The sequence below is a fragment of the Sphingorhabdus arenilitoris genome (assembly GCF_042651485.1).
GTDB classification, from domain to species: domain Bacteria; phylum Pseudomonadota; class Alphaproteobacteria; order Sphingomonadales; family Sphingomonadaceae; genus Sphingorhabdus_B; species Sphingorhabdus_B arenilitoris.
This window is the reverse complement of the sequence record NZ_JBHSDH010000013.1, coordinates 1,074,295-1,099,111: the sequence shown is the minus strand read 5'-3', so window position 1 is coordinate 1,099,111 and position 24,817 is coordinate 1,074,295. Positions and strand designations below refer to the sequence as shown.

At 55.3% G+C, this 24,817-nt stretch carries 22 protein-coding genes; 9 read left to right on the top strand and 13 right to left on the bottom strand.

Going from position 1 to position 24,817, the window contains the following annotated elements; genetic code table 11:
- Window positions 1-30 precede the first annotated feature (30 nt).
- Window positions 31-1,272 (bottom strand): bifunctional phosphopantothenoylcysteine decarboxylase/phosphopantothenate--cysteine ligase CoaBC, encoded by a 1,242-nt coding sequence (gene coaBC, locus ACFOWX_RS09395; RefSeq protein WP_381423474.1) that lies wholly within the window; start codon window positions 1,270-1,272, stop codon window positions 31-33.
- A gap of 160 nt (window positions 1,273-1,432) precedes the next feature.
- Here coaBC and ACFOWX_RS09390 point away from each other — a divergent pair, with 160 nt between their 5' ends.
- Both ACFOWX_RS09390 and ACFOWX_RS09385 read left to right on the top strand, forming a co-directional pair.
- On the top strand, window positions 1,433-2,206 hold the full coding sequence (locus tag ACFOWX_RS09390) for a carbonic anhydrase (protein WP_381423472.1): 774 nt from the start codon (window positions 1,433-1,435) through the stop codon (window positions 2,204-2,206).
- Between the two features lie 127 nt (window positions 2,207-2,333).
- A complete protein-coding gene (locus ACFOWX_RS09385) occupies window positions 2,334-2,822 on the top strand; it encodes a hypothetical protein (protein ID WP_381423470.1) in 489 nt (162 codons plus the stop codon).
- Here ACFOWX_RS09385 and ACFOWX_RS09380 read toward each other — a convergent pair.
- Together ACFOWX_RS09380 and ACFOWX_RS09375 are read right to left on the bottom strand one after the other, a co-directional pair.
- Window positions 2,748-3,224, bottom strand: a complete 477-nt coding sequence (locus tag ACFOWX_RS09380) for a hypothetical protein (protein WP_381423468.1) — start codon at window positions 3,222-3,224, stop codon at window positions 2,748-2,750. The genes ACFOWX_RS09385 and ACFOWX_RS09380 overlap by 75 nt on opposite strands.
- 104 nt (window positions 3,225-3,328) lie before the next feature.
- On the bottom strand, window positions 3,329-4,816 hold the full coding sequence (locus ACFOWX_RS09375) for a SulP family inorganic anion transporter (protein ID WP_381423466.1): 1,488 nt from the start codon (window positions 4,814-4,816) through the stop codon (window positions 3,329-3,331).
- Window positions 4,817-4,939: 123 nt separating this feature from the next.
- Here ACFOWX_RS09375 and rlmN point away from each other — a divergent pair, with 123 nt between their 5' ends.
- Together rlmN and ACFOWX_RS09365 are read left to right on the top strand one after the other, a co-directional pair.
- Entirely contained in the window at window positions 4,940-6,178 is a 1,239-nt protein-coding gene (gene rlmN, locus ACFOWX_RS09370; protein WP_381423464.1) for a 23S rRNA (adenine(2503)-C(2))-methyltransferase RlmN, read from the top strand.
- A 51-nt stretch (window positions 6,179-6,229) separates the two neighbouring features.
- Window positions 6,230-7,474 carry a class I SAM-dependent methyltransferase gene (locus ACFOWX_RS09365; RefSeq protein WP_381423462.1) on the top strand — a complete coding sequence of 415 codons (1,245 nt, stop codon included), beginning with the start codon at window positions 6,230-6,232 and terminating at the stop codon, window positions 7,472-7,474.
- A 42-nt stretch (window positions 7,475-7,516) separates the two neighbouring features.
- On the opposite strand, the gene ACFOWX_RS09360 is transcribed toward ACFOWX_RS09365, so the two are convergent.
- The 6 genes from ACFOWX_RS09360 to ACFOWX_RS09335 form a co-directional block, all read right to left on the bottom strand.
- Window positions 7,517-8,725: a DUF445 domain-containing protein gene (locus tag ACFOWX_RS09360; protein WP_381424989.1), complete on the bottom strand. Its 1,209-nt coding sequence runs from the start codon at window positions 8,723-8,725 to the stop codon at window positions 7,517-7,519.
- Between the two features lie 126 nt (window positions 8,726-8,851).
- Window positions 8,852-12,373, bottom strand: coding sequence for an efflux RND transporter permease subunit (locus ACFOWX_RS09355; protein WP_381423460.1), 3,522 nt, complete (start codon window positions 12,371-12,373; stop codon window positions 8,852-8,854).
- Window positions 12,374-12,404: 31 nt separating this feature from the next.
- Complete coding sequence (locus ACFOWX_RS09350; RefSeq protein ID WP_381423458.1) at window positions 12,405-13,598, bottom strand: efflux RND transporter periplasmic adaptor subunit; 1,194 nt, start codon at window positions 13,596-13,598, stop codon at window positions 12,405-12,407.
- 286 nt (window positions 13,599-13,884) lie between these two features.
- Complete coding sequence (locus ACFOWX_RS09345; RefSeq protein ID WP_381423456.1) at window positions 13,885-14,148, bottom strand: GlsB/YeaQ/YmgE family stress response membrane protein; 264 nt, start codon at window positions 14,146-14,148, stop codon at window positions 13,885-13,887.
- Between the two features lie 187 nt (window positions 14,149-14,335).
- On the bottom strand, window positions 14,336-14,635 hold the full coding sequence (sciP, locus tag ACFOWX_RS09340; RefSeq protein WP_381423454.1) for a CtrA inhibitor SciP: 300 nt from the start codon (window positions 14,633-14,635) through the stop codon (window positions 14,336-14,338).
- A gap of 7 nt (window positions 14,636-14,642) precedes the next feature.
- Entirely contained in the window at window positions 14,643-15,035 is a 393-nt protein-coding gene (locus ACFOWX_RS09335) for a hypothetical protein (RefSeq protein WP_381423453.1), read from the bottom strand.
- Window positions 15,036-15,203: 168 nt separating this feature from the next.
- On the opposite strand from ACFOWX_RS09335, the gene mnmA reads away from it, so the two are divergent.
- Window positions 15,204-16,331 (top strand): tRNA 2-thiouridine(34) synthase MnmA, encoded by a 1,128-nt coding sequence (gene mnmA / locus ACFOWX_RS09330; RefSeq protein ID WP_381423450.1) that lies wholly within the window; start codon window positions 15,204-15,206, stop codon window positions 16,329-16,331.
- Between the two features lie 22 nt (window positions 16,332-16,353).
- On the opposite strand, the gene ACFOWX_RS09325 is transcribed toward mnmA, so the two are convergent.
- Complete coding sequence (locus ACFOWX_RS09325; RefSeq protein ID WP_381423448.1) at window positions 16,354-16,779, bottom strand: hypothetical protein; 426 nt, start codon at window positions 16,777-16,779, stop codon at window positions 16,354-16,356.
- On the opposite strand from ACFOWX_RS09325, the gene ACFOWX_RS09320 reads away from it, so the two are divergent.
- Complete coding sequence (locus tag ACFOWX_RS09320; protein ID WP_381423446.1) at window positions 16,762-17,925, top strand: serine hydrolase domain-containing protein; 1,164 nt, start codon at window positions 16,762-16,764, stop codon at window positions 17,923-17,925. The genes ACFOWX_RS09325 and ACFOWX_RS09320 overlap by 18 nt on opposite strands.
- Before the next feature lie 21 nt (window positions 17,926-17,946).
- Here the strand turns inward: ACFOWX_RS09320 and ACFOWX_RS09315 are convergent, their stop codons facing one another.
- Window positions 17,947-18,225, bottom strand: coding sequence for a DUF3297 family protein (locus ACFOWX_RS09315; protein WP_381423445.1), 279 nt, complete (start codon window positions 18,223-18,225; stop codon window positions 17,947-17,949).
- Between the two features lie 65 nt (window positions 18,226-18,290).
- Here ACFOWX_RS09315 and ACFOWX_RS09310 point away from each other — a divergent pair, with 65 nt between their 5' ends.
- Window positions 18,291-19,496, top strand: coding sequence for a BaiN/RdsA family NAD(P)/FAD-dependent oxidoreductase (locus ACFOWX_RS09310; RefSeq protein WP_381423443.1), 1,206 nt, complete (start codon window positions 18,291-18,293; stop codon window positions 19,494-19,496).
- Between the two features lie 8 nt (window positions 19,497-19,504).
- On the opposite strand, the gene ACFOWX_RS09305 is transcribed toward ACFOWX_RS09310, so the two are convergent.
- Both ACFOWX_RS09305 and ACFOWX_RS09300 read right to left on the bottom strand, forming a co-directional pair.
- Window positions 19,505-21,088 carry an AbgT family transporter gene (locus ACFOWX_RS09305; protein ID WP_381423441.1) on the bottom strand — a complete coding sequence of 528 codons (1,584 nt, stop codon included), beginning with the start codon at window positions 21,086-21,088 and terminating at the stop codon, window positions 19,505-19,507.
- Between the two features lie 285 nt (window positions 21,089-21,373).
- Entirely contained in the window at window positions 21,374-22,456 is a 1,083-nt protein-coding gene (locus ACFOWX_RS09300; protein ID WP_381423439.1) for a DUF2855 family protein, read from the bottom strand.
- Window positions 22,457-23,094: 638 nt separating this feature from the next.
- On the opposite strand from ACFOWX_RS09300, the gene ribB reads away from it, so the two are divergent.
- Together ribB and ribH are read left to right on the top strand one after the other, a co-directional pair.
- Window positions 23,095-24,363 (top strand): 3,4-dihydroxy-2-butanone-4-phosphate synthase, encoded by a 1,269-nt coding sequence (gene ribB, locus ACFOWX_RS09295; protein ID WP_381423437.1) that lies wholly within the window; start codon window positions 23,095-23,097, stop codon window positions 24,361-24,363.
- Window positions 24,364-24,382: 19 nt separating this feature from the next.
- Window positions 24,383-24,802, top strand: a complete 420-nt coding sequence (gene ribH, locus ACFOWX_RS09290) for a 6,7-dimethyl-8-ribityllumazine synthase (RefSeq protein ID WP_381423435.1) — start codon at window positions 24,383-24,385, stop codon at window positions 24,800-24,802.
- Window positions 24,803-24,817: the final 15 nt, after the last annotated feature.

Here is a 24,817-nt window from a genome sequence, read left to right as displayed (position 1 = left end):
GCCGGATTGTTATTTCCATCCATGTCCTGATTAACCTCCAATGACATTGGCAATTTTCTCCATCAATTTGCGCGCGACAACTTCCTTATGCGCCTTGGGCCAGCTTTCGGTGCCATCTTTGGTCACGATATGAACGCTATTTTCGCTTCCGCCCATCACGTCCCCGGACACGTCATTGGCGACGATCCAGTCACAGCCTTTTTTGGCAAGTTTCTGCGCTGCATGTTCGGCCACATTCTCCGTTTCCGCTGCAAATCCGATCAGCAATTTGGGGCGTTGCGCATGCCGGGCGAGCATAGCCAATATGTCGGGATTTTCCGTCAGCGGCAACGGCGCGGGCGGCGCGCCTTTTTTCTTTATCTTCTGATCTGCAATGTCAGCAGCGCGGTAATCGGCAACGGCGGCAACCATGATCGCCGCATCGGCGGGCAGGGCCTTTTCCACCTCCGCCTGCATTTCCCGGGCGCTTTCCACGTCCCAGCGGATGACGCCGGGCGGCGTGGCCAGGTTAACCGGGCCTGCGATCAGGATAACCTCGGCGCCCATTTCGGCTGCGGCCTGCGCAATGGCAAAACCCTGACGCCCCGATGACCGATTGGCGATATAGCGGACCGGGTCAATGGCTTCATGCGTGGGGCCTGCGGTCACCACTATTTTCTTGCCATAAAGCGGGCGATGTTCGACCGGCGCGAAATCCGGCTGCGCCGATAGCACGGCGTCGCCGTGATGCTGCGCCAAAATTTTCTCTATTTCTGCCATGATCGCCGCCGGTTCGGGCAGGCGCCCCGCGCCATATTCGCCGCAGGCCATTTCGCCTTCATCAGGCTCCATCACGATTACCGCGTCGCTGCGCAATTGCTGCACATTGCGGCGCGTGGCGGCATGGTTCCACATCCGGACATTCATTGCCGGGACCGCCAGCACCCTTTTGTCCGTGGCCAGCAGCAATGTCGTTGCCAGATCATCGGCAATTCCAGCATGCATCTTGGCGAGCAGGTCGGCGCTTGCCGGACATACCACCACCAGATCGGCCTCCCGGCTCAGTTGGATATGCCCCATCTCGCTTTCGTCTTTCAGGTCGAACAGATCGGTAAATACCTGATTTTCGCTCAGCGCTGCGAGTGTCATGGGCGTCACAAATTGCTGCCCGCCTTTGGTCACGACGCAGCGCACGGTCATCCCCGCCTTGCGGATCAACCGGACCAGTTCGCACGCTTTATAGGCCGCAATCCCGCCGCCCACGATCAGCAATATATGTTTCGCATCTCTCATTCCGCCTCATTGCCAGCTTATGCGTCAAAATGAAAGCATCAGAATAGCGGTGTGATCCTAACTTGCCGCGCAAAGCACCCGTCTTGCAATTTGCAAAAATGACCATAGGTAGAAAGCGGGTAAGAGCAACTTGGGTTTAGCAAGGTAAGGAGACATATATATGAAAAAGTCCAATCTATTCAAAAGCGCCGCATTGCCGGTGGTCGCCATTTTGGCCTTGTCCGCTTGTAAGCAAGCGGATGCGCCGGCAGGTGAAGGCAATCGCGTTTCCGCAGAAAGCGAAGCCGCTCCTGAAAAAGCGGCATGGGGCTACGGCGAAGCCGATGGTCCGGCAAAATGGGGCGATCTTTCCGCCGATTACGCCACTTGCAAAACCGGTAAGGAACAATCTCCGATTGACCTGCCTGCTGCAACCGCTGCGAAAACCATCGATGTAGCCACCAACTATGCGCCGACAGAGGCAGAGGTCCTGAATAACGGCCATGCGATCGAAGCGAAATTTGGCGAAGGATTTACCCTGACGTCGGGTGATAAGACCTACAAGCTGCTGCAATTCCATTTCCACACACCTTCGGAAAATACCATCCAGGGCAAGGCATCACCCGCCGACGTGCATTTCGTCCATGCCGATGATGCGGGCAATCTCGCCGTGCTGGGCATTATGATTAACGAAGGCGCGGCCAATCCGCAGTTTCAGGCCGTTCTAGACAGCGTGGGCAAGAAAACACCGCTGGATATAAAAGCGATGCTGCCCGCGTCGATGACCGCCTATAATTTCAAAGGCTCGCTGACCACCCCGCCATGCAGCGAGGGCGTCAATTGGCATGTGCTAACCACGCCGATTACGGCAAGCAAAGAACAAATCGCCGCACTCAATAAACTGACCGGTAGTAACGCTCGCCCGGTTCAGCCAATGAATGACCGCGCGATTTAAGCTGGCTATTTAAGGCATAGCAAAAGGGCTGGCGAGGCACAGGCTTTGCTGGCCCTTTTTTGTTATTTGCAAAAATACATAGGTAGTGGCTATCATGTGGCCTGTGTCAGACAGAATGCGGCGAAAAATGCTCAAGACCAAAATCAGGATTCCGGCGATGATTGCGGCCATTTTGATGGTGGGAAGCTGCTCGCCGCCGCTGGGCATCGTGTTTGCGGTGATGGAAAAGGATCAGCTGGTTTTTCATGTGCGCGAGGGCGGTATGTTCCGCACGCTGTTCGGTTGGGATGACGAACGATTCCTGGTTGACCGGTTCGAAGTCTATTCGAAAGAGAAGCTCTATTGGCGTGTGCGTCCAACCGATACCGCAGGCGACCAATTGGATGGAGCGGCTACCCGGTCTGCATCATGCAAGGACAGCACGGTGATGCCGGTTACTTATTTGGAACAGCGATGCCATTGGCAGCAGGATGTCCGCCAAAATTTGGACGTGGGCCGCGTCTATGCGGTGTCGCTTGATGGAGCCGAGGGCGCGTTTCGGTTAGATGCGGGCGGCGCCGTCACCAACATGGAGTTTGTCAATTTTGAAGCACCGGGCGGCCAGCGCGCAAAATAGCCCAAACATTGCGCCGTTCAGCATAATCGCGCCTTTCCAACCGGTGCCAAGGCCGAGCAGCCATGCAAAGCCGAACATGGATAGCGCGCCGATACTGATGCCAGCCAATATCCAACTTGGCCATGATCGGATGGCGGGAATGCGGTTATGGGCCCATTCTTCCAATGTCAGGATAACCGCGCAAAATGGCCATAGGCACAGGCAACCAAATAGCAGGGCGGGAATAACGCCGATAAGCGCGGTGATGATTGTTTGTGCAAAGCCATTCTGGCTTCCATCTACCGACTCCACCGCCAAACTGCCGAAATATAGATCGAAGGAAAAACAAATGGCCGCAAGCGCAGAGGTTAGCAAAGCGGGCAGGATGCTGCCCATGGACAGCCATTGGTTCACAAATCGCACGGATAGCCTCCCGCATTTACTGTAAGCCGCTGAGTATAAACAGCGCTGCTTGCACGGCAAGTGGGCAAAGCAGCCGAGTGTTCGGGCGCGCGCAACTTTGAAGCTCAATGGCCAATCGTGCTGAAATTCCGAAATGGCTCTTCATGCTCGCCATATTTGTCCACGATGTCGGCGCTCGCCTCATTCAGGCCGATAATCTCTACCGTCTTGCCTTCGGCCTGAAAACGCTGCGTGATCTTGTCGAGCATTCCGGTGGCGCTAATGTCCCAGAAATGGGCGTCGTGGACGTCGATGATAATTGTGTCGATGCCGTCCTCGTTAAACTCCATCGCGTCATACATCATATCGACCGAGCCAAAGAATATCTGCCCGCCAAAAATATAACGCTGCGTGCGGCCCTCGGCAGCTGTGTCGATGGTGACCAGCTGCCGCACTTTCCATGCGAAAAATATGCCCGACAGCAACACGCCGGTTAGCACCCCGATGGATAAATCATGCGTTGCAACAACCATTACCACCGTCGCGAGCATCACGATGTTGGATGGCCACGGATGATGCGTGATCTCCGTAAAGCTCTGCCAGCGAAATGTGCTGATTGAAACGAATATCATCACCGCGACTAAAGCAGGCATCGGGATTTGCGCAACCCAGTCGCCCAACGCAACAATCAGCACCAGCAGCATCACGCCCGCCACAAAAGTCGATAGCCGCCGCCGTCCGCCCGATTTGATGTTAATCACCGATTGCCCGATCATGGCACAGCCGCCCATGCCGCCAATGAAACCAGTGACGAAATTGGCAATGCCCTGACCATAAGTTTCGCGTTTCTTGTCGCTGCGCGTTTCGGTCATATCGTCGACGATTGAGGCGGTCAGCAGGCTTTCGAGCAAACCTACGGCCGCCATTGCGAGCGAATAAGGCGCGATGATGCGCAGCGTTTCCCAAGTGACCGGGATCTGCGGTATGTGGAACCAAGGCAAGCTATCGGGTAATTTGCCGGTATCGCCCACGGTGGTGACATCCATTTTATAATATACCGATATGGCCGCGATCAGGATGATGGCCACCAACGGAGCGGGGACAGCCTTTGTAATACGCGGCAGGCCGTAAATGATGGCAAGACCCGCCGCGACCATCGCATAGGTCGTCACGGTGAAATTCTCACCCGTCAGCATCGGCAGCTGCGCCATGAAAATCAGGATGGCGAGCGCATTGACAAAGCCGCTAATCACCGAGGTTGAGACAAAGCGCATGAGCAGGTCAAGCCGCAGCAACGCGGCGATACATTGGAATATGCCCATCAATATCGTCGCCGCGAACAGATATTCGACGCCATGATTGCGCACCAGCGGCACGACCAGCACCGCGACCGCAGCGGTCGCCGCGCTGATCATACCGGGCCGCCCGCCGATCAGGGAGATGATGACCGCAATGGAGAAGCTCGCATACAGACCCACGCGCGGATCAACACCAGCAATGATGGAAAAGCCAATCGCTTCAGGAATAAGCGCCAACGCCACAACCAGACCAGCGAGAAATTCATTTTTCGGATTGGACAGCCAGTCGCGTTTAAGATTGCTGTGAATCGCCATGGGGTAAAGCCTTTGAAACGGGAAAAGGGACGCAAGAATTTGTGCGCCGCAACATGATTTATGCCCGCTTAAGACGCTTTGCGCTGGAAATCAACCGCAGCGCCGCCTATATGCGCGATCATCATGCAAATACCCGGAAACATAGACCCTGTTGTTACGCCCCGCGTCATCACGCCGCGCAAGGATGGCCGCGTTGACCTGCTGGGCCTAACTCATTTGCAGATTCAGCAGACCTTGGCGGAATCGCAGATGGATGCAAAGGCGGCAAAGCTGCGTTCCAAACAGATATTCCATTGGATATATCATCGCGGCGTCACCGAATTTGCGGATATGACGGATATTAAAAAGGATATGCGTCCTTGGCTGGAGCAGCGCTTTGTGGTCGGGCGGCCCCATGTTGTTCAGGAACAGGTGTCGAATGACGGCACGCGCAAATGGCTGTTGCGCAGTGATGATGATCAGGAATATGAAATGGTCTTCATCCCCGATGCAGATCGCGGCACGCTATGTATCAGCAGTCAGGTGGGCTGCACGCTCAATTGCCGTTTTTGCCATACCGGCACCATGCGGCTGGTGCGCAATTTGACGCCCGGCGAAATTGTGGGGCAGGTGATGCTGGCGCGCGATAGCCTTGGCGAATGGCCAAAGGGCAATATGGCGGCGGCGGGCGCGGACGAAGAAGATGATGAAATTGGTCATTATACTTCGGATGGCCGGATGCTGACCAATATCGTGCTGATGGGTATGGGCGAGCCGTTGTATAATTTTGATAATGTGCGTGATGCGATGAAAATCGTGATGCATGGCGACGGGCTGGGCCTGTCACGGCGGCGGATAACGCTGTCAACGTCGGGCGTTGTGCCGATGATGGAGCGGTTGGCCGATGAGATTAACGTCAATCTGGCGGTATCGCTCCACGCGGTGAATAAAGAAGTGCGCGACGAAATCGTGCCGTTAAACCGTAAATATGGCATCGATGAATTGTTGCAGGCCTGCGCCGATTATCCCGGCATATCGAATGCGCGCCGTTTGACCTTCGAATATGTGATGTTGAAGGACAAGAATGACAGCGACGAAGACGCCTATGAGCTGATCCGCCTGATCCGCAAATATAATTTGCCAGCCAAAGTGAACCTGATCCCGTTCAATCCATGGCCAGGATCACCCTATGAATGTTCGACGCCGGAACGGATTAAGCGTTTTTCCAGCATCATATTTGAGGCCGGGATCAGCGGCCCTGTGCGCACCCCGCGTGGGCGTGATATTATGGCGGCCTGCGGGCAGCTGAAATCAAGCAGCGAAAAGAAAAGTCGTGCAGAGCTCGACCGGCAAGCCGAAGAAAAGCTGGCCGCGCTGGGATAAGAAGGCTTATAGAGATTTTGGGGGCTAACCAAAACTATCGAATGGGACCATATGGCACTTATCGAACGGCTTTTGTCAGGACGCATCACCAAGGGAACACTTACCATCCACCGGCCCGATGGCAGCGCATCGACGCTGGGCACATCAACACCAAATTGGCCGGATATCCATTTGCGGATAATAGCATCAAATGCCGAACGGCGGATTTTGACCAATCCGTCACTTGGTCTTGGCGAATGTTATATGGACGGCAGTGTCAGCGTTGATCATGATGATATCATGGGCCTCGTGGCGCTGGTTCGCGGCAATAACCCATGGGAGAGCGGCGGTAAGTTGAAACCGGAATCGCCGTTGAAACAGGCTGTGTCGATGGCCCTGCGCCCGTTGCGGCAATTGAACAACCTTGCCAATTCACGCTCCAATGTTGCGCATCATTATGATCTATCGAATGACTTTTATCGTCAGTGGCTGGACAGTGATATGCAATATAGCTGCGCCTATTGGCCGGACGGTGTGGATACATTGGAACAGGCGCAGATTGCCAAAAAAGCCCATATAGCGGCGAAGCTGCATTTGCGCGCGAGGCAACGCGTGCTTGATATTGGCTGCGGTTGGGGCGGCATGGCGCTGTATTTGAACCGTGTGGCCGATGTCGATGTGCTGGGCATCACATTATCGAGCGAGCAGTTGAAGCTGGCACAGGAGCGGGCGGAAAAATCGGGCGTTTCGGACCGGGTGAAGTTCGAATTGATTGATTATCGCGACCTTGCGATCCGCGAACCGCAAGGCTTTGACCGGATTGTGTCGGTCGGCATGTTCGAACATGTCGGCGTTCCGCAATTTGACGCATTTTTCCGCGCGGTTACCAATTTGATGACCGATGACGGCGTGATGTTGCTGCACACGATTGGCCGCATGGGTAGCCCCAGCACCACCGATGCTTTTACCCGCAAATATATCTTCCCCGGCGGCTATATCCCTGCGCTGTCCGAAACGCTGGCGGCCAGCGAAAAGGTGAAGTTGATCCACAGCGATGTCGAAAATCTGCGCATTCACTATGCAAAAACTCTTCGTGAATGGTATCAACGGGTGCAGACCATTCGCGCCGCAGTGATCAGCCAATATGATGAGAAATTCTATCGTATGTGGCTATTCTATCTTGCCGGTGCCACAGCTGCATTTGAAAGCGGCGGCATGTGTAACTATCAAATCCAATATATCCGCAGCCGCCATAACCTGCCGCTGACCCGCGACTATATGGCGGAGGTGGAAAAGGAATATTTAGCGAAAGGTTAGCGGGCGGGCGACTTCGGCAAGCGTCGCGAAAGCTCCGGGCGGTTAGATTAAGAGGCCGGCCGAATGAATAATCAGGCCCACCATACCGCCCACCAGCGTGCCGTTGATGCGGATAAATTGCAGATCGCTGCCCACAGCATTTTCGACGCGGTCGGTGATGGTGCTGGCGTCCCAACCTTCGATGGTGTCGGACACCAAGGTTACGATGTTGTCGCCATAATTTTCGGTGGTGCCGACAATCGCGCGGCGGGCAAAACGGTTAATTTGCCGTTTCAGCCGTTCATCCTTTTGCAGCGAGCCACCCAAATTGGTCAGCGCCTTGCCCAATTGTCCGGCCATGGTGGCATCGGGGTTGCGCGCTGCCTTTAACAATCCCTCCCGCCCTTGTTGCCATAGCCCGTCAATCCATTTGCCAATGGCGGGGTTGTCGAGCAGCTGCAATTTCCATTCATTGACGCGTTTTTTCGTCGCTTTGTCATGGATCAGGTCATCGGCAAATTTCTCCAGCCCTTCTTCGCCCTTTTCACGCAAGGGATGATCAGGATCAGCCGCCATTTCAGCGATGAGTTTATTCAGCCCCTTTACAATCGCGTCGGCCAGCCTGGTGTCCAGTCCGGTCCATTTCATGATCCCGCTGGCGCGTTCCTCCACCATGTCCCGTATGACTTGTTCATTGGCCTCCAGTGTCTTGGCGCTCCAACCGATGATACCGTCGAGCACGGCCATATGCCGCCGCTCCTTAATTGCGGCTTTTAACATTTGTCCTAAAAGCGGCGCGATGTCGAGTTTCTGAAGCTGTGTTTTTAATGCCTTTTTCGCTTCGGCGCCCAACCGTTCGTCATCCAGCGACGATAGCATATCGCCCAAGAGGCGCGATGCACCCGACCGCATCCGGCCTTCGCCGCCCGACGGATTGGCGAGAAACCGTCCCACCGCACCCGCAACATCCATATTGCGCACTCGTTTTGCGACGACTTTTGTGGTCAGGAAATTCCCGCGCAGGAAATTGGCGAGCGTTACGCCGATCCGCGTCTTATTGTTTGGAATGATGGCAGTATGAGGGATGCGAATGCCCAGCGGATAGCGGAACAGGGCGGTCACCGCGAACCAGTCGGCAAGCCCGCCAATCATCCCAGCCTCGGCAAATGCCCTTAAAAACCCCCAATGTTCATGAACCCGGGTTTCGAGATATTTGGCACCGACAAAAATAATTGCCATGACCACGAGCAGCGATGTTGCGACAATGCGCATTTGTCGCAGTTCATCCTGACGCTTCAAATAGCGTTCGGCTTCGGGCTTACCAAGTTGGGATATTGACTTCACGGATAATGCCTTAGCCGACAATGGCCCGCATTGCCAATGGGCAAGCGATGCCGGCTATTCGGCAGGTTGCAAGCCGCCAGTATCGGGGCCAGTATCGGGACCAGCGGGCTGTTGCCTGCCGGGTGCCGCTTTGGGCCGGCGCTTATCCTCATCGCCCCCATCACCAGGACGATAGGTCAGCAGGTTATTGCGCAGCCAGGGGCCCACGCGCTTTTCAAATCCGTCGGCCAGGCTAAAACCAGCGGGCACGATTAACAAGGTCAGCACGGTGGATACGATCAAGCCGCCGATCACCACTGTGCCCATCGGTGCCCGCCATGCTCCGTCACCTGACAGCGAAATGGCGGTGGGAACCATGCCCGCGGTCATCGCCACGGTTGTCATCACAATGGGCTGCGCACGTTTATGCCCCGCATCCATAATCGCCTGAAATTTCGGGACGCCTCTTTCCATTTCCTCAATCGCAAAATCGATGAGCAGGATGGAGTTTTTGGACACAATGCCCAGCAGCATCAAGACACCTATCAACACGGGCATCGACACAGGTTGCCCCACAAACCAGACGAGAAAGATTCCGCCCAATGGCGCAAGCGCAAGCGAACCCATATTTACGAGCGGCGACATGACCCGTTTATACAGGAGAATGAGCGTCGCAAGAACAAGCAGCACGCCCGCCACCAACGCAATGATGAAGTTGACGAACAATTCCGCTTGCCATTCCTCTTCGCCAAAGGGCGCATTGGATACGCCGGTTGGCAGGTTTTTCATGATGGGCAAATCATAAATGGCGGTATTGGCCTCTCCTGTCACCACATTGGGGGCAAGGTCGGCGCCGACGAAAATCCGGCGGCTTTGATTATAGCGCTGAATTGCGGTTGGACCGGAACCAAAACTGATATCCGCGACCCTACCCAGCGGAACCGTGCCGCCGGATGCGGTGGGTACGGGCAGATTGCGGATGGTTTCAATCGATTCCCGCGAATTTTCATTCAACATGACGCGGATTGGGATCTGCCGGTCGGAGAGCGAAAATTTCGCTGCATTTTGGTCAATTTCACCCAATGTGGCAATGCGGATCGTCTGGCTGAGCGACGCGGTGGTTATGCCCAATTGGGCGGCCAGATTGGAATGGGGACGGATGACGATTTCCGGACGGCTGAGATCGGCGGCGATGCGCGGCGCGACCACTAGCTTGTTCAGCGACTTCATCTGATCAACCAGCTTGGCCGCTGTTTCTTCCAGCAATTCGGGGTCTGATCCGGTTAGCATAACCGAAATATCGCGCCCCGTGCCGCCACCACCGCTTTGTGAGCGGAAAGTGACGCGGGCATCGGCTATCTTCTGCAGCTCTGGCGTCAAAGCGCGTTCAAATTCTATCGATGTTTTTTCACGGTCAGGCTTTAACGTGACGAAAACCGTCGAATTGCCTTCGCGCACCCGGGTCAATGCCCGCTCTACCTCCGGCTGGGCATACATAAGATCGGAAACCTGATCGGCAATTTTTTCCGATTGTTCCAATGTAGTGCCCGGCACGGTTTCAATTTCCACTCGGCTATTGTCGACATTGATTGTGGGCTGAAATTGTCCTGGCGTGCTGGCAAATAACAAGGCCGTGAACAAAAATGCGAAATAGCCAATGACGAGCATCCATACGCGCCGGTCATAATAGCGGGCCGCGAGATATTGATAGGATTGATAGATACGCTTGCCCAATAAACGGGACAGCAATCCGACCAGTTTCAACAGGCCAAATGCAGCAACGAACCCGATAATCAACAGGATGATAAATTGCACCAATTCCAATGGCTTTTCGATCAAATACCATAGGGTTGAATCCTGATTGGCGGTAACCGCGTTCGCAATATCCTTTGGTATCTCTAGCTCGGCGAGCATTTGATGCAGACCGACGACCAAAACAGCCGGGCCGATCAGCAGCAGCAAGCCCACGATAATGGCGCTTAAACTATATAAGAAACGGTTGCGGATACCCGGCAGAGCGTTACGCCGTTCCTGCATTTTTGACCGGTCCAACGTCCGGCCCAATATTTTCATATAACGGTCCATCATCGGGCCTTCGCCATGTTCGGCATGCCCTTTTGATTTCAGAAAATAGGCTGCCATCATCGGCGTTATCATCCGCGCGACCGCGAGGCTCATCAACACCGCCAGCACAACGGTGATGCCGAAATTTTTGAAAAATTGCCCCGATATTCCGGGCATCAACCCAACAGGCAGGAACACCGCGACAATACAGAAGGATGTCGCAACCACCGCTAAGCCAATTTCATCGGCAGCGTCGATCGACGCCTGATAGGCGCTTTTGCCCATGCGCATATGCCGCACGATATTTTCAATTTCCACAATGGCATCGTCAACAAGCACCCCGGCCACCAAACCCAGCGCAAGCAAGGACAGGAAATTCAGGTTGAACCCCATCAAATCCATGAACCAGAATGTAGGTATCGCCGACAGCGGAATGGCAACCGCGGAAATCATCGTCGCGCGCCAGTCGCGCAGGAACAGGAAAACAACAACAACCGCCAGCAATGCGCCTTCGATCATCGCCGCCATCGAGCTTTTATATTGACCGCGCGTATATTCAACGCTGCTGCCCAATTTGATAAATTCAACGCCGGGATTTTCCTTGGCGATTTGATCCATGACTTCAATGGATTCATCATAGACGGCGACATCGGACGCGCCGCGTGAGCGCGACATGGCAAAATTGACGACCTCGCGGCCCTTCACCTTGCTGATCGATGTGCGTTCGCCAACCGAATCTTGCACCGTTGCAATATCGGACAATTTAATCGACCGGCCCATGCCCAGCGAGATTTCAATCTGTGACAGCGCATAAGCGGTGTCGGCATTGCCCAGCACCCGGACCGATTGCCGCGTGCCGCCCACTTCTGCCCGTCCGCCGGCTGCATTGACATTTACCTGACGAAGTGCGCCGTTAATTTGTGCGGCGGTTACGCCCAAGGCCTGAATTTTCTCGGGGCGCAAGATGACGCGAATTTCCCGGTCTACGCCGCCAAATCGGTCTACTTCTGCCATCCCGTCAATCGACAATAACCGCTTGGCGACGCTATCATCCACGAACCAGCTTAGCTGTTCGATGGTCATATCGTCGGCCTTCACCGCGAAATAGCCGATCGGTTCGCCGACAATATCGACCTTTGTTACCTGCGGTTCCAATATCCCGTCGGGCAATGATCCGCGGACCTGATCAACCGCATTTTTGACTTCATTCACGGCCTCATTGACATCTGTGCCGATCTCAAACTCAACAAAGGTGTTGCTGTTGCTTTCGCCTGCTGTGGAGCTAATATTCTTAACACCATTAATGCTGCGGACGGCAGATTCCACTTGCTGCGTGATCTGATTCTCGATTTCCGTCGGTGCCGCTCCTGGCTGCGATATACTGACATTCACGGCCGGGAATTCGACATCGGGATTATTGACAATATCCATGCGGTAAAAACTGATGATACCGGCCAATGTAAGCGCGGCAAAAAGCACCAACGGCACAACCGGATTGCGCGTCGACCAAGCGGAAATATTACGAAGGCTCATATTATTTTCCCTTTTGTTGCCGCATCACGCATTAGTTTTTCAACAGCTTCGGAACCACGGTTTCCCCCGGTTGCAGGAAGCCAGCGGCCCGCAGGACAACGCGCTCGGTCCCATTTAACCCTTCGATAATGGCAATGCCGGATGGGGTGACGTCACCCAGCTTAATCGGACGCCGGACCGCTTTATTCTCTTTATCGACGATATAGACATAGGCACCGTCACGGTCGTTTTGAATGGCGGATTCGGGCAGCACGGGGGCTGTGATCGCGCCTGCTTTAATCACCACATTGGCAAAGCCGCCCGGGCGCAGGCTATTGTCAAACGGCAATGCGATGCGGGCAATACCCTGGCGAGAGTCTTGATTGATAAGAGGCGCAATTTGCCAAATCCGGCCAATAAATTCGCGCTCCCCGCCCACAGGTGTCACCGTGGCCTGCACGCCAACCGACATAGCGGCAAGGTCAACCTCGCCCAATTGCGCTTGCAATTCCATCTCTCCATTTTGCGCGATGCGGAATAATGTACCGCTGCCGCCGCTAACCGTTTGGCCTGTTTGCACGTTGCGTTCCAGAATATAGCCGCCGACAGGGGCGCGGATATTCAGCCGCGCATTGCGGGCTTGAGCTGCGTTTAATTGGGCAACAGCGACGTTGACGCGGGCCCGTGCGCTGTCCCTTGTGGCGGTGCGCCGGTCAACATCAGCCTTTGAAATGAAACCGCGGTCAATAAGCTGCAACGCCCGCTTCAATTCATTTTCGGCGAGTTGCAGGTCGGCCCGGGCTACCCCTATTTGCGCTTGTAATGATGCGGCCTCTTGCGATTGGACCGAACGGTCGATGCTGACCAAAATCTGTCCCTGTTTCACCCAGTCACCGGCGTCAGCATAAATGCGCACCACTTGTCCGCCTTCACCAACCACGCCAACCGGTACATCCCGCCGCGCGGCCAAAGTGCCGGTCGCATTGATCGCCCTGACCACCGTGCCGTTGCCCGGCGATACAACCGTCACCGATTGCCCCGCATCCTTTTTATCGTCAGCAGCAGCGGTTTTGGCCGCATCGCTTTGACCCTTCATCACCGCATAACCGATTGCGGCGGCAATGATCAAAAGCAATATGACGCCTGCCGCAATCATCCAACCCCGTTTGGTGGGGGTCTGCGGTTCATTGTCGCTGGCAAAACCGATATCGGTTTGATCTGCGTTAAGGCTGGTTTCGTAATTCATTTCATTCTCGCGCGGGAGTGGGTCATCATCTATGCCGACTGTATTATATCAATATATCACCGGCTGCAAGAGTCGCGCTGGAGATATAGGAATTGGTATCGGTCTAGTGCCTAGGATAGCTGACATTGTGGTAGGTAACAATATGGACAGGCGGCATTTGTTTTCGACAAACGACATAGGTTTTAACCCTGAACATCCGCCATGCACAAAAAAAGGGGCCAGATCATCATGTGACGGCCCCTTTTTTATGAGATGATATTTGTCTTACTGCGGCAAAACTGCGCTTTTACCGAACAGAACCGCGTTTAATGAGGTTAACGACGCCGAGTAAAATAACCGCGCCAAAAAAGGCAACTATCAACCCGATGAGCGAAAATTCTTTAACCGAGCCGACTATTCCGAATTGATTGGCCACCAAATTGCCGATGACCGAACCGACGCAACCAACAACGACATTTAGAAAAATACCCATATCGGCATCACGGTTCATCACCTTACTGGCCAACCATCCGGCAATTCCGCCAACAATAATTGCTATAATCCAACCCATATCGTCTCCTCCTGCTATTCGTATATTTCATAACATCCGCACTGTATTATGGGACTAACACCAGCATAGCTGGTTTATCCGCAGTTGCCAAATCGCATTGTGTTTTTCCGCGTTGATCACGCAAAAACCCCCGCAGGCTCTCGCCTACGGGGGTCTTTCATCCGGTTAATGAGATTGACTTAACGGATCAATATTTCTGCTGCCGTTCATATAGGTCGCGGTAATGCTGGATTCGCGTCACGCGCAATCCGGGCATGCCCGAGCGGTCAACCGCACGCTGCCATGACGCAAATTCCTCCAAAGTCAGATCATACCGCTCACACGCATCATTGATGGTCAGCAAGCCGCCATTGACAGCCGCAACCACTTCCGCTTTGCGGCGGACGACCCAGCGCGTTGTGCCAGGGGGCGGAAGGCTATCCAAGGTTAAGGCTTCGCCAAGCGGGCCAATAACCTTTGCCGGGCGGATTTTTTGGTTCTCTATCATATTATCCTCAATTTTCTTGCCCCGGAAAAATCGCCTGTTCTTCAGACAACCCCGTTTCTAATGGACCGCCTTTGCCATTGCCTAAACCGTCTTGGTAAACAGCTTGGTCATAAATGGCGGGGCCCATGTTTTCCGTCTGATCATGCGGAAAAAATGCGCCATACGGCCCTGTGGCTGCGTTATTTGGATGCAGCGCCGCTGCGAAATAACGGATCCGCTGTGTCATATCATCGCAGTTGTTAACGGGCTGTGCCGATCGATCACGTGACTTCGCAAACATCATCACCGCGGTAGGGCTGGTCCCCTGCCGCGATATCGCCTTTGAAATCAGCGCACGAAAATCCTGACGCGCCGATGGCATGTCATTATTTTCTTTCAAATGGGGAAAGTTCATTTCCATGACCTCACCCCTACATCGCATCCTATAATGATGGGTAAAGGCGTCCTTCACCCGATGTTAGGTCAGGTTAACGCCGGTTATCATTTGGAACCGGCTTTTGTTCCATTATGAGAATGGGCAACGCAAAACTGGCATTTCCCAGATTTAATCCCTATGTGATAGCCCGATATGAACCATCAAAATTCTTTAGGAAGCTTCCAATTGGGGGCGGATTTATCCGGCAAACGAATCGTTGTTGCCATGTCTGGCGGTGTCGATTCGTCGGTGGTTGCGGCATTGGCGGCGCGCACCGGCGCGGAAACCATTGGCGTGACTTTGCAGCTTTACGACCATGGCAGCGCGGTGAAACGCGCCGGTGCCTGCTGCGCTGGGCAGGATATTCGCGACGCCCGCGCGGTCGCGGACAAGCTTGGCATTGCCCATTATGTATTCGACCATGAAAGCCAGTTTCGCGAATCTGTGATCGATCATTTTGCCGATGAATATATGGCTGGCCGAACGCCCATCCCATGCGTGCGGTGTAATATGGGGGTAAAGTTTACTGATTTGTTCCGGCTGGCAAAGGAGCTTGGCGCAGATTGTTTGGCCACGGGCCATTATGTCCGCCGCGTTGAAGGGGCAGGGGGCGCGGAGCTTCACCGCGCGTTTGATCCGGCGCGCGACCAAAGCTATTTCCTGTTTGCAACGACACAGGATCAACTGGATTATCTGCGTTTCCCATTGGGTGATTTGCCAAAGCCGCAAGTGCGCGAAATAGCGGCGGAGCTTGGCCTGATTGTCGCCAATAAACCCGATAGTCAGGATATTTGCTTCGTTCCCGACGGCGATTATGCCAGCGTTGTGCGTAAAATTCGGCCCGATGCGGATACCGGCGGAGACATTGTGCATATCGATGGCCGCGTGCTGGGCGAGCATAAGGGCTTGATCCATTATACCGTCGGACAGCGCAAGGGGCTGGAGCTGGGCGGTCAACCCGTACCGCTCTACGTCGTGCGTCTTGATGCCGCAAAACAGCAAGTGATTGTCGGCCCGCGCGCCGCGCTCGCGGTTCAGGCAGCGCGCATTGTTGATGGCAATTGGCTGGCCGATGTTCAGGGGCAGCCATTAATGGCCAAGGTCCGCTCCATGGCGAAACCCGTCCCTGCGCAGATGGATGGCGAATGGCTGCGCTTTGATACGCCCGAACATGGCGTGGCACCGGGACAAGCCGCTGTTTTTTACGCCGGTGACCGGGTATTGGGCGGCGGATGGATTGAAGAGACCGAAGCGGTTGAGCTTAATTTGGCGGCTGCTTAGGTGCTGACCCTGGGACTATGCGCTACTCCAACGCAGCCACTTCATCATCGTTTAGGATCAGGCATCCATAATTGCCGCGTTTTTCCGCGACTGCTTCGGCTAGAAACGGAACGCTGGCGGTGATGCGCTGGCTCTTTGTATCGTCTGCCGTGCTGATCATTTCCATGCCCGCTTCCAAATCCTTTGCGCAATCGTCCAAACTACGCCCCTCTATATAGCGGCAGGAACAGGTGATATGGGCTGCATAGGCGGTGCCCACGCGGGCATTGCCCTTCAAATCGGCAAAGTTGAATATCAACCAGATGACAGCAATCGCTCCAATGGCCCCCAGAGCATAAGCCGCGATCCGCCGTTTGCTGAGCGGTGTTTTTGCGGGACGAGGTGAAGTTGCAGTTGCCATAGGGACCTTATCTGGTGCATCGAGTGCGCCATGCCTACGAACAAACATGCCCTATCTGCAACCGCTTTTTCACTTGGCGCTGCGCTCATCCTGTCCTCTTGCGGAAATAGCGATGCTCCTGCCGCGCAGCAGGCTTCCGAAAAATCCAGCGCATTTATTGCGAGTTATGCCGATGATGCCGCCGTCAGCCAGCAGGCTCTTGCCGACGCGATTGCGCCGTTTTTTGAAAATCCCGAAATGTCCGAAACCCGCGCCGTTGTTATCATGCACGGCGGTCAGGTCGTCGCAGAACGCTATGCGCCCGGATATGGTCCCGATAGCAAATTGATCAGCTGGTCGATGGCGAAAACGGTTACGGCCACATTGATGGGATTGATGATTGCCGATGGCCGCCTGGCTTTGGATGAACCTGCGCCCGTGTCTGAATGGCGTCAGGCGAATGACCCTCGAAACAAAATAACCATTCGCCATTTGCTGCATATGTCATCGGGCCTCGACCATACAGAGGGGGTGGAACCGGGTAATCCCAATCCGATTTATGAGGCGGATACGCCGCGTATGCTATTTCTAGATGGCCGCGAAAATGTCGCGCGCTATGCCGAAACCCGCCCCATGGAGGCGAAGGCCGGGGAGAAGTTTGAATATAGCAGCGCGACATCCAACATATTGGCGGATATCATGACGCGGTCATTGACCGATAGTAAGGACCCGGCGGTGCGGCGTGATGCGATGCTGGAATATGCCAAGGGCCGTTTGTTCGAACCGCTGGGTATGAATAGCATGACGCCGGAATTTGACCGATCAGGAACAATGCTTGGCGGCAGCATGATGCACGCCACTGCGCGCGATTGGGCCAAGCTCGGCGAATTTCTGCGCAACAACGGCTCAGTGCGAGGCGCGCAGCTATTGCCGACCAGCTGGACGCGGTTCATGCGGACATCCAGCCCCAATGATGCGGCCTATGGCGGGCATTTATGGTTGAATAAGAAACGGCCTGATGGACGAAATCAAGTCCTGTTTCCGGACCGTGCACCATCGGATGTCTTTGCTTTGCTGGGTCATTTGGGACAGCAAGTGGTGGTATCACCGCAGCAAAAGCTGACCATTGTCCGGCTGGGTAAAACGCCGGATGACAAGCTTGATCCGGTCAACGATCAAATCGCGCGAGTGATAAATCTGTTCCCGAAAAAATAACGCTTGGGCCTGGGGCGAATATCAATCGGCCTTTGCCACCGGGGCATCGTCACCCAAATCTTCATACCAAGCCTCAACCGGGCCTTTGAGCGTCAGCAGCATAGGGCGGCCGCGCCGGTCGAGTGATTTTCCGGCCTGCACCTTTATCCAACCTTCGGAAATGCAATATTCTTCGACTGTGGTGCGCCGTTCGCCCTTGAAACGGATACCAATTCCCCGAGCCAGTGCGTCGGGGTTATAGTCATCGCTATAGGGATGGATGGACAGGCGGTCGGGCGGGGTGTCATGTGCTTCAGTCATAAATGCGCCTCTGCCGGAAAGTTTTGATGCTGGCAATAGGGTAAGCGCGGTGGCATGGCGATGGGATGCAAATGAATGACTATGACGCGATAATATTGGGTGCAGGCGGGGCAGGTTTGCTCTGCGCCGCCACCGCCGGGCAACGCGGGCGGCGGGTGCTGGTAATCGACCATGCCGATGCGCCGGGTAAGAAGATATTGATATCGGGCGGCGGGCGGTGCAATTTTACCAACGTCAATGCGCACGGTGCCTTTGTGACCGAACGCTACATTTCCGCCAATGCGCATTTTGCCCGTTCCGCCATGGACCGATTTACCCCCCGCGATTTTATTGCTTTGGTTGAGGCGCATGGCATTGCCTATCATGAAAAAACACTGGGGCAGCTTTTTTGCGACGGCAGCGCGCGGCAGATTGTCGCCATGCTGTTGAGCGAATGTGACAAGGCGATAAGCCATGGCGGCCATGTCGATATTGCCCTGTCTTGCGCCATTGGTGAGGTTCGGCATAGCGATGGGCGCTACCATGTGCGTTATGGCAATAAGCAGGCCAGCGCGCCTTCGCTGGTAATTGCGACAGGCGGGCCGAGCATCCCGAAAATGGGCGCGTCCGGTTTTGCCTATGACCTGGCGCGGCAATTTGGTTTGAAAATCGCCGAGCCGCGCCCCGCGCTCGTGCCGCTCACCTTGGGCGGAGAGGATGTGATGCTGCGCGAATTGTCGGGCGTTTCTGCCGATGTCGCTGTGCGCTGCGGTAAGGCGAATTTTCGGGAGGCGGCGCTGCTGACGCATAAAGGCCTATCGGGTCCCGCAATATTGCAAGTGTCAAGCTATTGGCGGCATGGGCAACCGATTGGCATCAATTTCCTGCCCGATGAAGAGCCGGGCTGGCTATGCCGGATGAAACGGGAAAAACCGCGCAGCAACGTGAAAGCTGCTCTGGGCGGGCATTTATCGGCGCGGCTTGCCGAAACATTGGCGGATAAAATTGGCCTTGCCGGAAACCTCGCCGATGCGCCCGACCGCCGGTTGCAGGAGGCCGAGGCGCAAATTTCCGACTGGCGCTTCTTGCCCAATGGCACCGAAGGCTATGCCAAGGCTGAGGTCACGGCGGGCGGCATTGCCACGGACGGCCTGTCGCAAAAGACAATGGAGGCGCGCAAAATGCCCGGCCTGTTCGCGATTGGCGAAGCGGTGGATGTCACGGGCTGGCTCGGCGGGTATAATTTCCAATGGGCTTGGGCGAGCGGCGTCGCCGCCGGGCAAGCGGTATAGCGGCGGCTCTATTTCAACGATGCGGGATCGATAAATACCGGCGCCGACGGCCCCAAAGGCAGATCCGCCGCAACCCAGCCAACGACCAGCAATATTCCCGCCGCCAACATCCATAGGGAATAAGGGATCATCATCGCGGTCAGTGAACCAATGCCGAAATCTTTCACCCATCGTTGGCAAAATACCAGGATCAGCGGGAAATAAACCATCAAGGGCGTGATGATATTGGTCGCGCTATCCCCGACGCGGTAGGCCGCCGTGGTCATTTCCGCGCTAACACCCAATAGCATCAACATGGGCACGAGCACGGGCGCGAGCAACGCCCATTTGGCGCTGGCCGATCCGACAAACAAATTCATCGCCGCCGTGAACAGCACCACAATGGCCAGCAATATCGGATAAGGCAGGTCCAATGTGCGCAGCGCTTCCGCCCCGTGCACCGCCGAAACAAGGCCGAGGTTGGACCAGCTAAACATGGCCACAAAATGCGAAACGACAAAGGCAAGGACAAGGAAATAGGCCATATCGCCCATCGAATCCGCCATCATTTTGACCAGATCACGGTGGTTTTTAATATTGCCCACCGCCCGGCCATAGGCCCAGCCGGCGAGCACAAATAGGATGAAAAAGGCCGCCACGAGCGAACGGTAAAATGGCGTCATCTGAGCCTCCGGTGCCGCTGCTTCGTCAATCAACGGCGTGCCCGGGCCAAAAGTCATGAATAGCCAAAGCCCGGTGACCGCCAATAAAGCAAGCCCCGCATGGCGCAGCCCGCGCCGTTCGTCGGGCTTCAACGGGCCTTCGACCGTCTCATCCCCCGCTTCGTGCATCGTGCCTGCTGCCTTATCATAAGCGCCAAGGCGCGGTTCAATAACGCGGTCGGTGACATACCAGATCACGGGCAGGAAAATCACCGTCATGCCGATGATGAAATACCAGTTTCCAGCGATATTGGCTTGCCAGCTTGGGAAAACCGTGTTGGCCGATGCCTGCGTTATGCCGAATAATAAAGCATCCAATTGCCCGGGAAACAGGTTGGCGGAAAAGCCGCCGGATACCGCAGCAAAGGCGGCGGCGATGCCCGCAATCGGGTGCCGTCCGGCGGCGGCATAAATGACCCCTGCCAATGGGATCAGCACGACATAAGCCGCATCCGCCGCCAAATTGCCCAGCATCGCCACCAATGCAACAATCGGCGTCAGCAGGAATGTCGGCGCATTGGCAACCCCCGCCCGCATCGCCGTGCCAAACAAGCCCGTGCGCTCCGCCACGCCCGCGCCCAACATGACAACCAACACATAACCAAGTGGGTGGAAATGGGTGAATGTCGTGGGCATTTCGACCCATAATTTCTGGATATTCTCTGGCGACAACAGGCTGGTCGCGGCGATAACCGTTTTTGCGCCTGTATCGGGGTCAACCTCGGTCGGATGAACCGCCGACCAACCCAGCATCGCTGCCACCACCGACAACGCAATGATCGCCCCGATCAGATAGAGGAACAGAAACACCGGATCGGGCAGCTTATTTCCCGTGCGTTCAATCCATCCGAGTATCCGGCCCTGTTTGGGCGGCATCGCGGTGCTGTTCATCCGGTTTTGTCCTTTTGGTTTTGAAAGCGTAAAAGAAGCCATCAGCCTACCCATCCTCTGCGCCGGGTCAACCATTTACCGCCCACATGGCGCAGCGCTGTTTAGGGTCCGGACCAAAAACACGACGCAAAGCCACGAAACCACAAAACGTAAATCGTCATGCTGAACTTGTTTCAGCATAGATTGGGCGCGGCCATAGCTATCCCGAAACGAGTTTGGGACGACACGTGTGGGAGTAGGTTCGGGATGGCAGTTTTGGCTTTGGCGGCTGCGGCGAAGATTTAGTTATGGCCGTACGACAATTCCCACCGATGGATCGGCGGTGTTTTTGTAAATCGCCTGAAACGCATTGATAGCCTCAAGCAGCCCGCTGCGTTCTTCCATTGTGACGCCGCCTTCCACCGCGCTCAGGAAGGTGTGCCAGCTTTTTGCGACCGCTTCGCCAAATGCCTTTGGTCCCAATTCCTTGATCGCGGCGACGGCGTGGTCGGGGGCGAAGAATAATATCGGGGCAGGGTTGGTTATGTCCCTTGTTCCGCCGCCCGCGCCTCCCCGCGCATCCACATGCGTGGCGCCCACAAGGCAGCTATATTTCAGATGATCGCCCAGCGTGCGATGGATATTCGCCAACAGCGCGCTATTGCCCGCAAAATCCACCGAGATGCTCTCGGTTTGGGGCAACGCGGCGACATCGTCATAGGCCATAACCGCGTCATATAGGCCCGTCGCCTTCACAAATTCGACATTACCCGATGAGGTCATACCGATGCGGCGGATATGAGGAGAGCTTTGCGCGGCGCAACTCGCCAGGCCCATGCTGGTTTTCGAAGATGCGCTGGTCATCACCAGATTTTGCGCACCAAACCAGTCATTGCTGCGCAGCATATATTCGATCAACCAGCCGGTTTTGAACAAAGGCGCAAAAATCATCCGTTCCTTTTCCTTGGCCGGATCATGTTCAGGATCGGCGGCCAAGCGGCTATATTGGTTATAGATCGGTGACATAGGTTGCCGGTGGGCGGCGGCGTCGATAAATCCGCCGGGCGTGACTTTGCCCGGCATGATATCAAGATGCGTACCCATGGGTAAATATCCATAGACGCGCTCGCCTATCGCCAGTTCGGGATGATTGCTTGCCTCCACGGTCGCATGGCCCCACATGGGCACGACGCCATATCCTTCGCCAGCGGGGAAGAAATTCCAATAGCCAAAACCATCGCCCGCCACCGCATAGGTGACGTTATTCGCGGTCACCGAAAAACTGTCGATGCGCAGGCGCACGGCATTTTCGGGTAAAAGCGCCGAGGCCTCTTCATTGACCATCATATCGGTCAGGTCGCTGCGGTTGATCCATACGGTTTCGGACATTTGGCTCTCTCCTTCCCCCATGGGATAGCATGAGCGTAAAGAAAGGGAAGGGGTAGGTGACGGGCGGGATCAATTTGTTTCTGGGTTGTGGTCACAATTTTAGGCTTAGCTCGTGATTCTCAGACCCAACGACGTCATCCCGAACTTGTTTCGGGATACATATGGCCCTGCCTCGGCGTTTGGAGATATGCATCCTGAAACAAGTTCAGGATGACGATAAGGTTGTGATGTAGCGGTGCGGCAAGTTCAGGATGACGAGAGGGCCGTGATGTAACGGTGGAGCATGGCCCCGAAGCAATCCAGCGCCGCGTAACCATGGGCCGCCCAATTAGAGAAATAGGCTGTCCTACAAGGGGTAATAGCGGCTAGGCGGGTGTGATGGACCAGATCGCATCCCTCGCCATCGCCCGCCACTGGATCAGCAGCGGATTGCAACAGGCGGGAAGATGTTCCTTTTTTTCTTATACAGGCTGTTGCTTTTGTAGCTTTTGGAAAGAGTGCAAATCGCGGCTATCGCGCCGCAATGTGATTTTTCATTTGACCTTCACATTTCAATGTGAAAAATGGGGGCATTATTCACATTCCAACGATGATTGCTGGCCCGGTACCTCAGCGGTGTGCAGCTGTTCAGGAGGCCTATGTCCACCCAATTGATTGAAAAGCTCCGCAAGCTGGTCACCGAAGGCGGTTTGTCGAAATCCGGCCTTGCCCGCGCGGCGGGGCTGCATGCCAACACCCTGCGCGATTTGGAGGAAGCCGATTGGAACCCAACGGCGGAAACGCTGCGCAAGCTGGAAAGCTATCTCTTCGAAAATGACGACACTCCGGCCTTGGTGCCGATTGAGGAAATCATCGAAGAAGCCCGCAACGGCAGGATGTATATTCTGGTCGATGACGAAGACCGCGAAAATGAAGGCGATCTGGTTATCCCTGCGCAAATGGCGACGCCCGATGCGATCAATTTTATGGCGACGCATGGCCGGGGCCTGATCTGTCTCACGCTGACCAAAAAGCGGGTGGATGAGCTGGGGCTAGAATTGATGAGCAGAGCCAATGGCACGCGGCACGAAACGGCCTTTACCACTAGCATCGAGGCACGCGAAGGGGTGACCACGGGGATCAGCGCCGCCGACCGGGCGCGCACGGTGTCAGTTGCGATTGATACCTCCAAAAGCCGCGACGACATTACCACGCCGGGCCATGTGTTCCCGCTGATCGCCCGCGATGGCGGGGTGCTGGTCCGCGCTGGCCATACTGAGGCCGGCGTCGATATCAGCCGTCTGGCCGGGCTTAATCCTTCCAGTGTCATTTGTGAGATTATGAAGGACGATGGCACCATGGCGCGGATGGATGATCTGGTCGCTTTTGCCCGCCATCACGGTTTGAAAATGGGCACAATCCGGGATTTGATCGAATATCGGATGAAGCATGACCATCTGGTCGAAAAAGCCAGCGAGAGCAGTTTTACCAGCGATTATGGCGGTGAATGGCGGGCCATGACATATCGCAACAAGATTGACGGATCGACAAATGTTGTCCTGCAAAAAGGCCATGTCATTGACGGCGAACCGACGCTGGTGCGGATGCATGCCATATCCATTTTTGACGATGTGCTGGGCCAAACCGGTCCGCGCAAACGGACGTTGCAGCGGGCCATGGCCGAAATCGGCCGCAAGGGCAGCGGCCTGATCGTCGTGTTGATGCCGAATAATGCGCAGCGGCTGCAAAGCGAAATTGCCCGTGAAAAACTGCCCGTGGGCGAGCTGCGCGATTATGGTATCGGCGCACAGATACTCGTCGATTTGGGGGTGAGTGATATGACATTATTGACCAATTCGCGCCAAAATCCGGTTGGCCTCGAAGGTTATGGCCTGCGCGTTGTGGGCGAGCAGGCGATCCCGGAATAATCAGTTTAGGAGACATGACATGGCAAAATTTTTAATAGTGGAAGCGCGATTTTACGATCATCTCAATGATATGCTGATTGCCGGGGCAAAGGCCGCGCTGCAGGCGGCGGGGCATGAGGCGGAGGTTATCACCGTTCCCGGCGCGCTCGAAATTCCGGGCACATTGGCGATGGCGGCGGAAAGCGGCAACTATGACGGCTTTGTGGCTATTGGCGTGGTTATTCGCGGTGAAACCTATCATTTTGAAATTGTCGCAGGGGAAAGTGCGCGGGGGATCATGGCGCTGACCATGGATGGTATTGCGATAGGCAACGGCATTTTGACAGTGGAAAATGAAGCGCAGGCGCTCGTCCGCGCTGACCCGTCCCAAAAGGATAAGGGCGGCGAGGCGGCGCTCGCGGCGATCCGCTTGTTGGAGCTGCAGGCAAAATTCGCGTAATATTATTGCGCATTC

What these genes read in the sequence shown, in the direction of transcription:
- ACFOWX_RS09390 (WP_381423472.1), top strand. Translation starts at nt 1,433, where the DNA reads ATGAAAAAGTCCAATCTATTCAAAAGCGCCGCATTGCCGGTGGTCGCC.
- ACFOWX_RS09310 (WP_381423443.1), top strand. Translation starts at nt 18,291, where the DNA reads ATGCAAATGAATGACTATGACGCGATAATATTGGGTGCAGGCGGGGCA.
- mnmA (WP_381423450.1), top strand. Translation starts at nt 15,204, where the DNA reads ATGAACCATCAAAATTCTTTAGGAAGCTTCCAATTGGGGGCGGATTTA.
- ACFOWX_RS09320 (WP_381423446.1), top strand. Translation starts at nt 16,762, where the DNA reads ATGCCTACGAACAAACATGCCCTATCTGCAACCGCTTTTTCACTTGGC.
- ACFOWX_RS09305 (WP_381423441.1), bottom strand. Translation starts at nt 21,088, where the DNA reads ATGAACAGCACCGCGATGCCGCCCAAACAGGGCCGGATACTCGGATGG.
- ACFOWX_RS09350 (WP_381423458.1), bottom strand. Translation starts at nt 13,598, where the DNA reads ATGAATTACGAAACCAGCCTTAACGCAGATCAAACCGATATCGGTTTT.
- ACFOWX_RS09365 (WP_381423462.1), top strand. Translation starts at nt 6,230, where the DNA reads ATGGCACTTATCGAACGGCTTTTGTCAGGACGCATCACCAAGGGAACA.
- ribB (WP_381423437.1), top strand. Translation starts at nt 23,095, where the DNA reads ATGTCCACCCAATTGATTGAAAAGCTCCGCAAGCTGGTCACCGAAGGC.
- ACFOWX_RS09385 (WP_381423470.1), top strand. Translation starts at nt 2,334, where the DNA reads ATGCTCAAGACCAAAATCAGGATTCCGGCGATGATTGCGGCCATTTTG.
- ribH (WP_381423435.1), top strand. Translation starts at nt 24,383, where the DNA reads ATGGCAAAATTTTTAATAGTGGAAGCGCGATTTTACGATCATCTCAAT.
- ACFOWX_RS09345 (WP_381423456.1), bottom strand. Translation starts at nt 14,148, where the DNA reads ATGGGTTGGATTATAGCAATTATTGTTGGCGGAATTGCCGGATGGTTG.
- coaBC (WP_381423474.1), bottom strand. Translation starts at nt 1,272, where the DNA reads ATGAGAGATGCGAAACATATATTGCTGATCGTGGGCGGCGGGATTGCG.
- ACFOWX_RS09375 (WP_381423466.1), bottom strand. Translation starts at nt 4,816, where the DNA reads ATGGCGATTCACAGCAATCTTAAACGCGACTGGCTGTCCAATCCGAAA.
- ACFOWX_RS09315 (WP_381423445.1), bottom strand. Translation starts at nt 18,225, where the DNA reads ATGACTGAAGCACATGACACCCCGCCCGACCGCCTGTCCATCCATCCC.
- ACFOWX_RS09325 (WP_381423448.1), bottom strand. Translation starts at nt 16,779, where the DNA reads ATGTTTGTTCGTAGGCATGGCGCACTCGATGCACCAGATAAGGTCCCT.
- sciP (WP_381423454.1), bottom strand. Translation starts at nt 14,635, where the DNA reads ATGATAGAGAACCAAAAAATCCGCCCGGCAAAGGTTATTGGCCCGCTT.
- ACFOWX_RS09355 (WP_381423460.1), bottom strand. Translation starts at nt 12,373, where the DNA reads ATGAGCCTTCGTAATATTTCCGCTTGGTCGACGCGCAATCCGGTTGTG.
- ACFOWX_RS09300 (WP_381423439.1), bottom strand. Translation starts at nt 22,456, where the DNA reads ATGTCCGAAACCGTATGGATCAACCGCAGCGACCTGACCGATATGATG.
- ACFOWX_RS09360 (WP_381424989.1), bottom strand. Translation starts at nt 8,725, where the DNA reads ATGCGCATTGTCGCAACATCGCTGCTCGTGGTCATGGCAATTATTTTT.
- ACFOWX_RS09335 (WP_381423453.1), bottom strand. Translation starts at nt 15,035, where the DNA reads ATGGAAATGAACTTTCCCCATTTGAAAGAAAATAATGACATGCCATCG.
- rlmN (WP_381423464.1), top strand. Translation starts at nt 4,940, where the DNA reads ATGCAAATACCCGGAAACATAGACCCTGTTGTTACGCCCCGCGTCATC.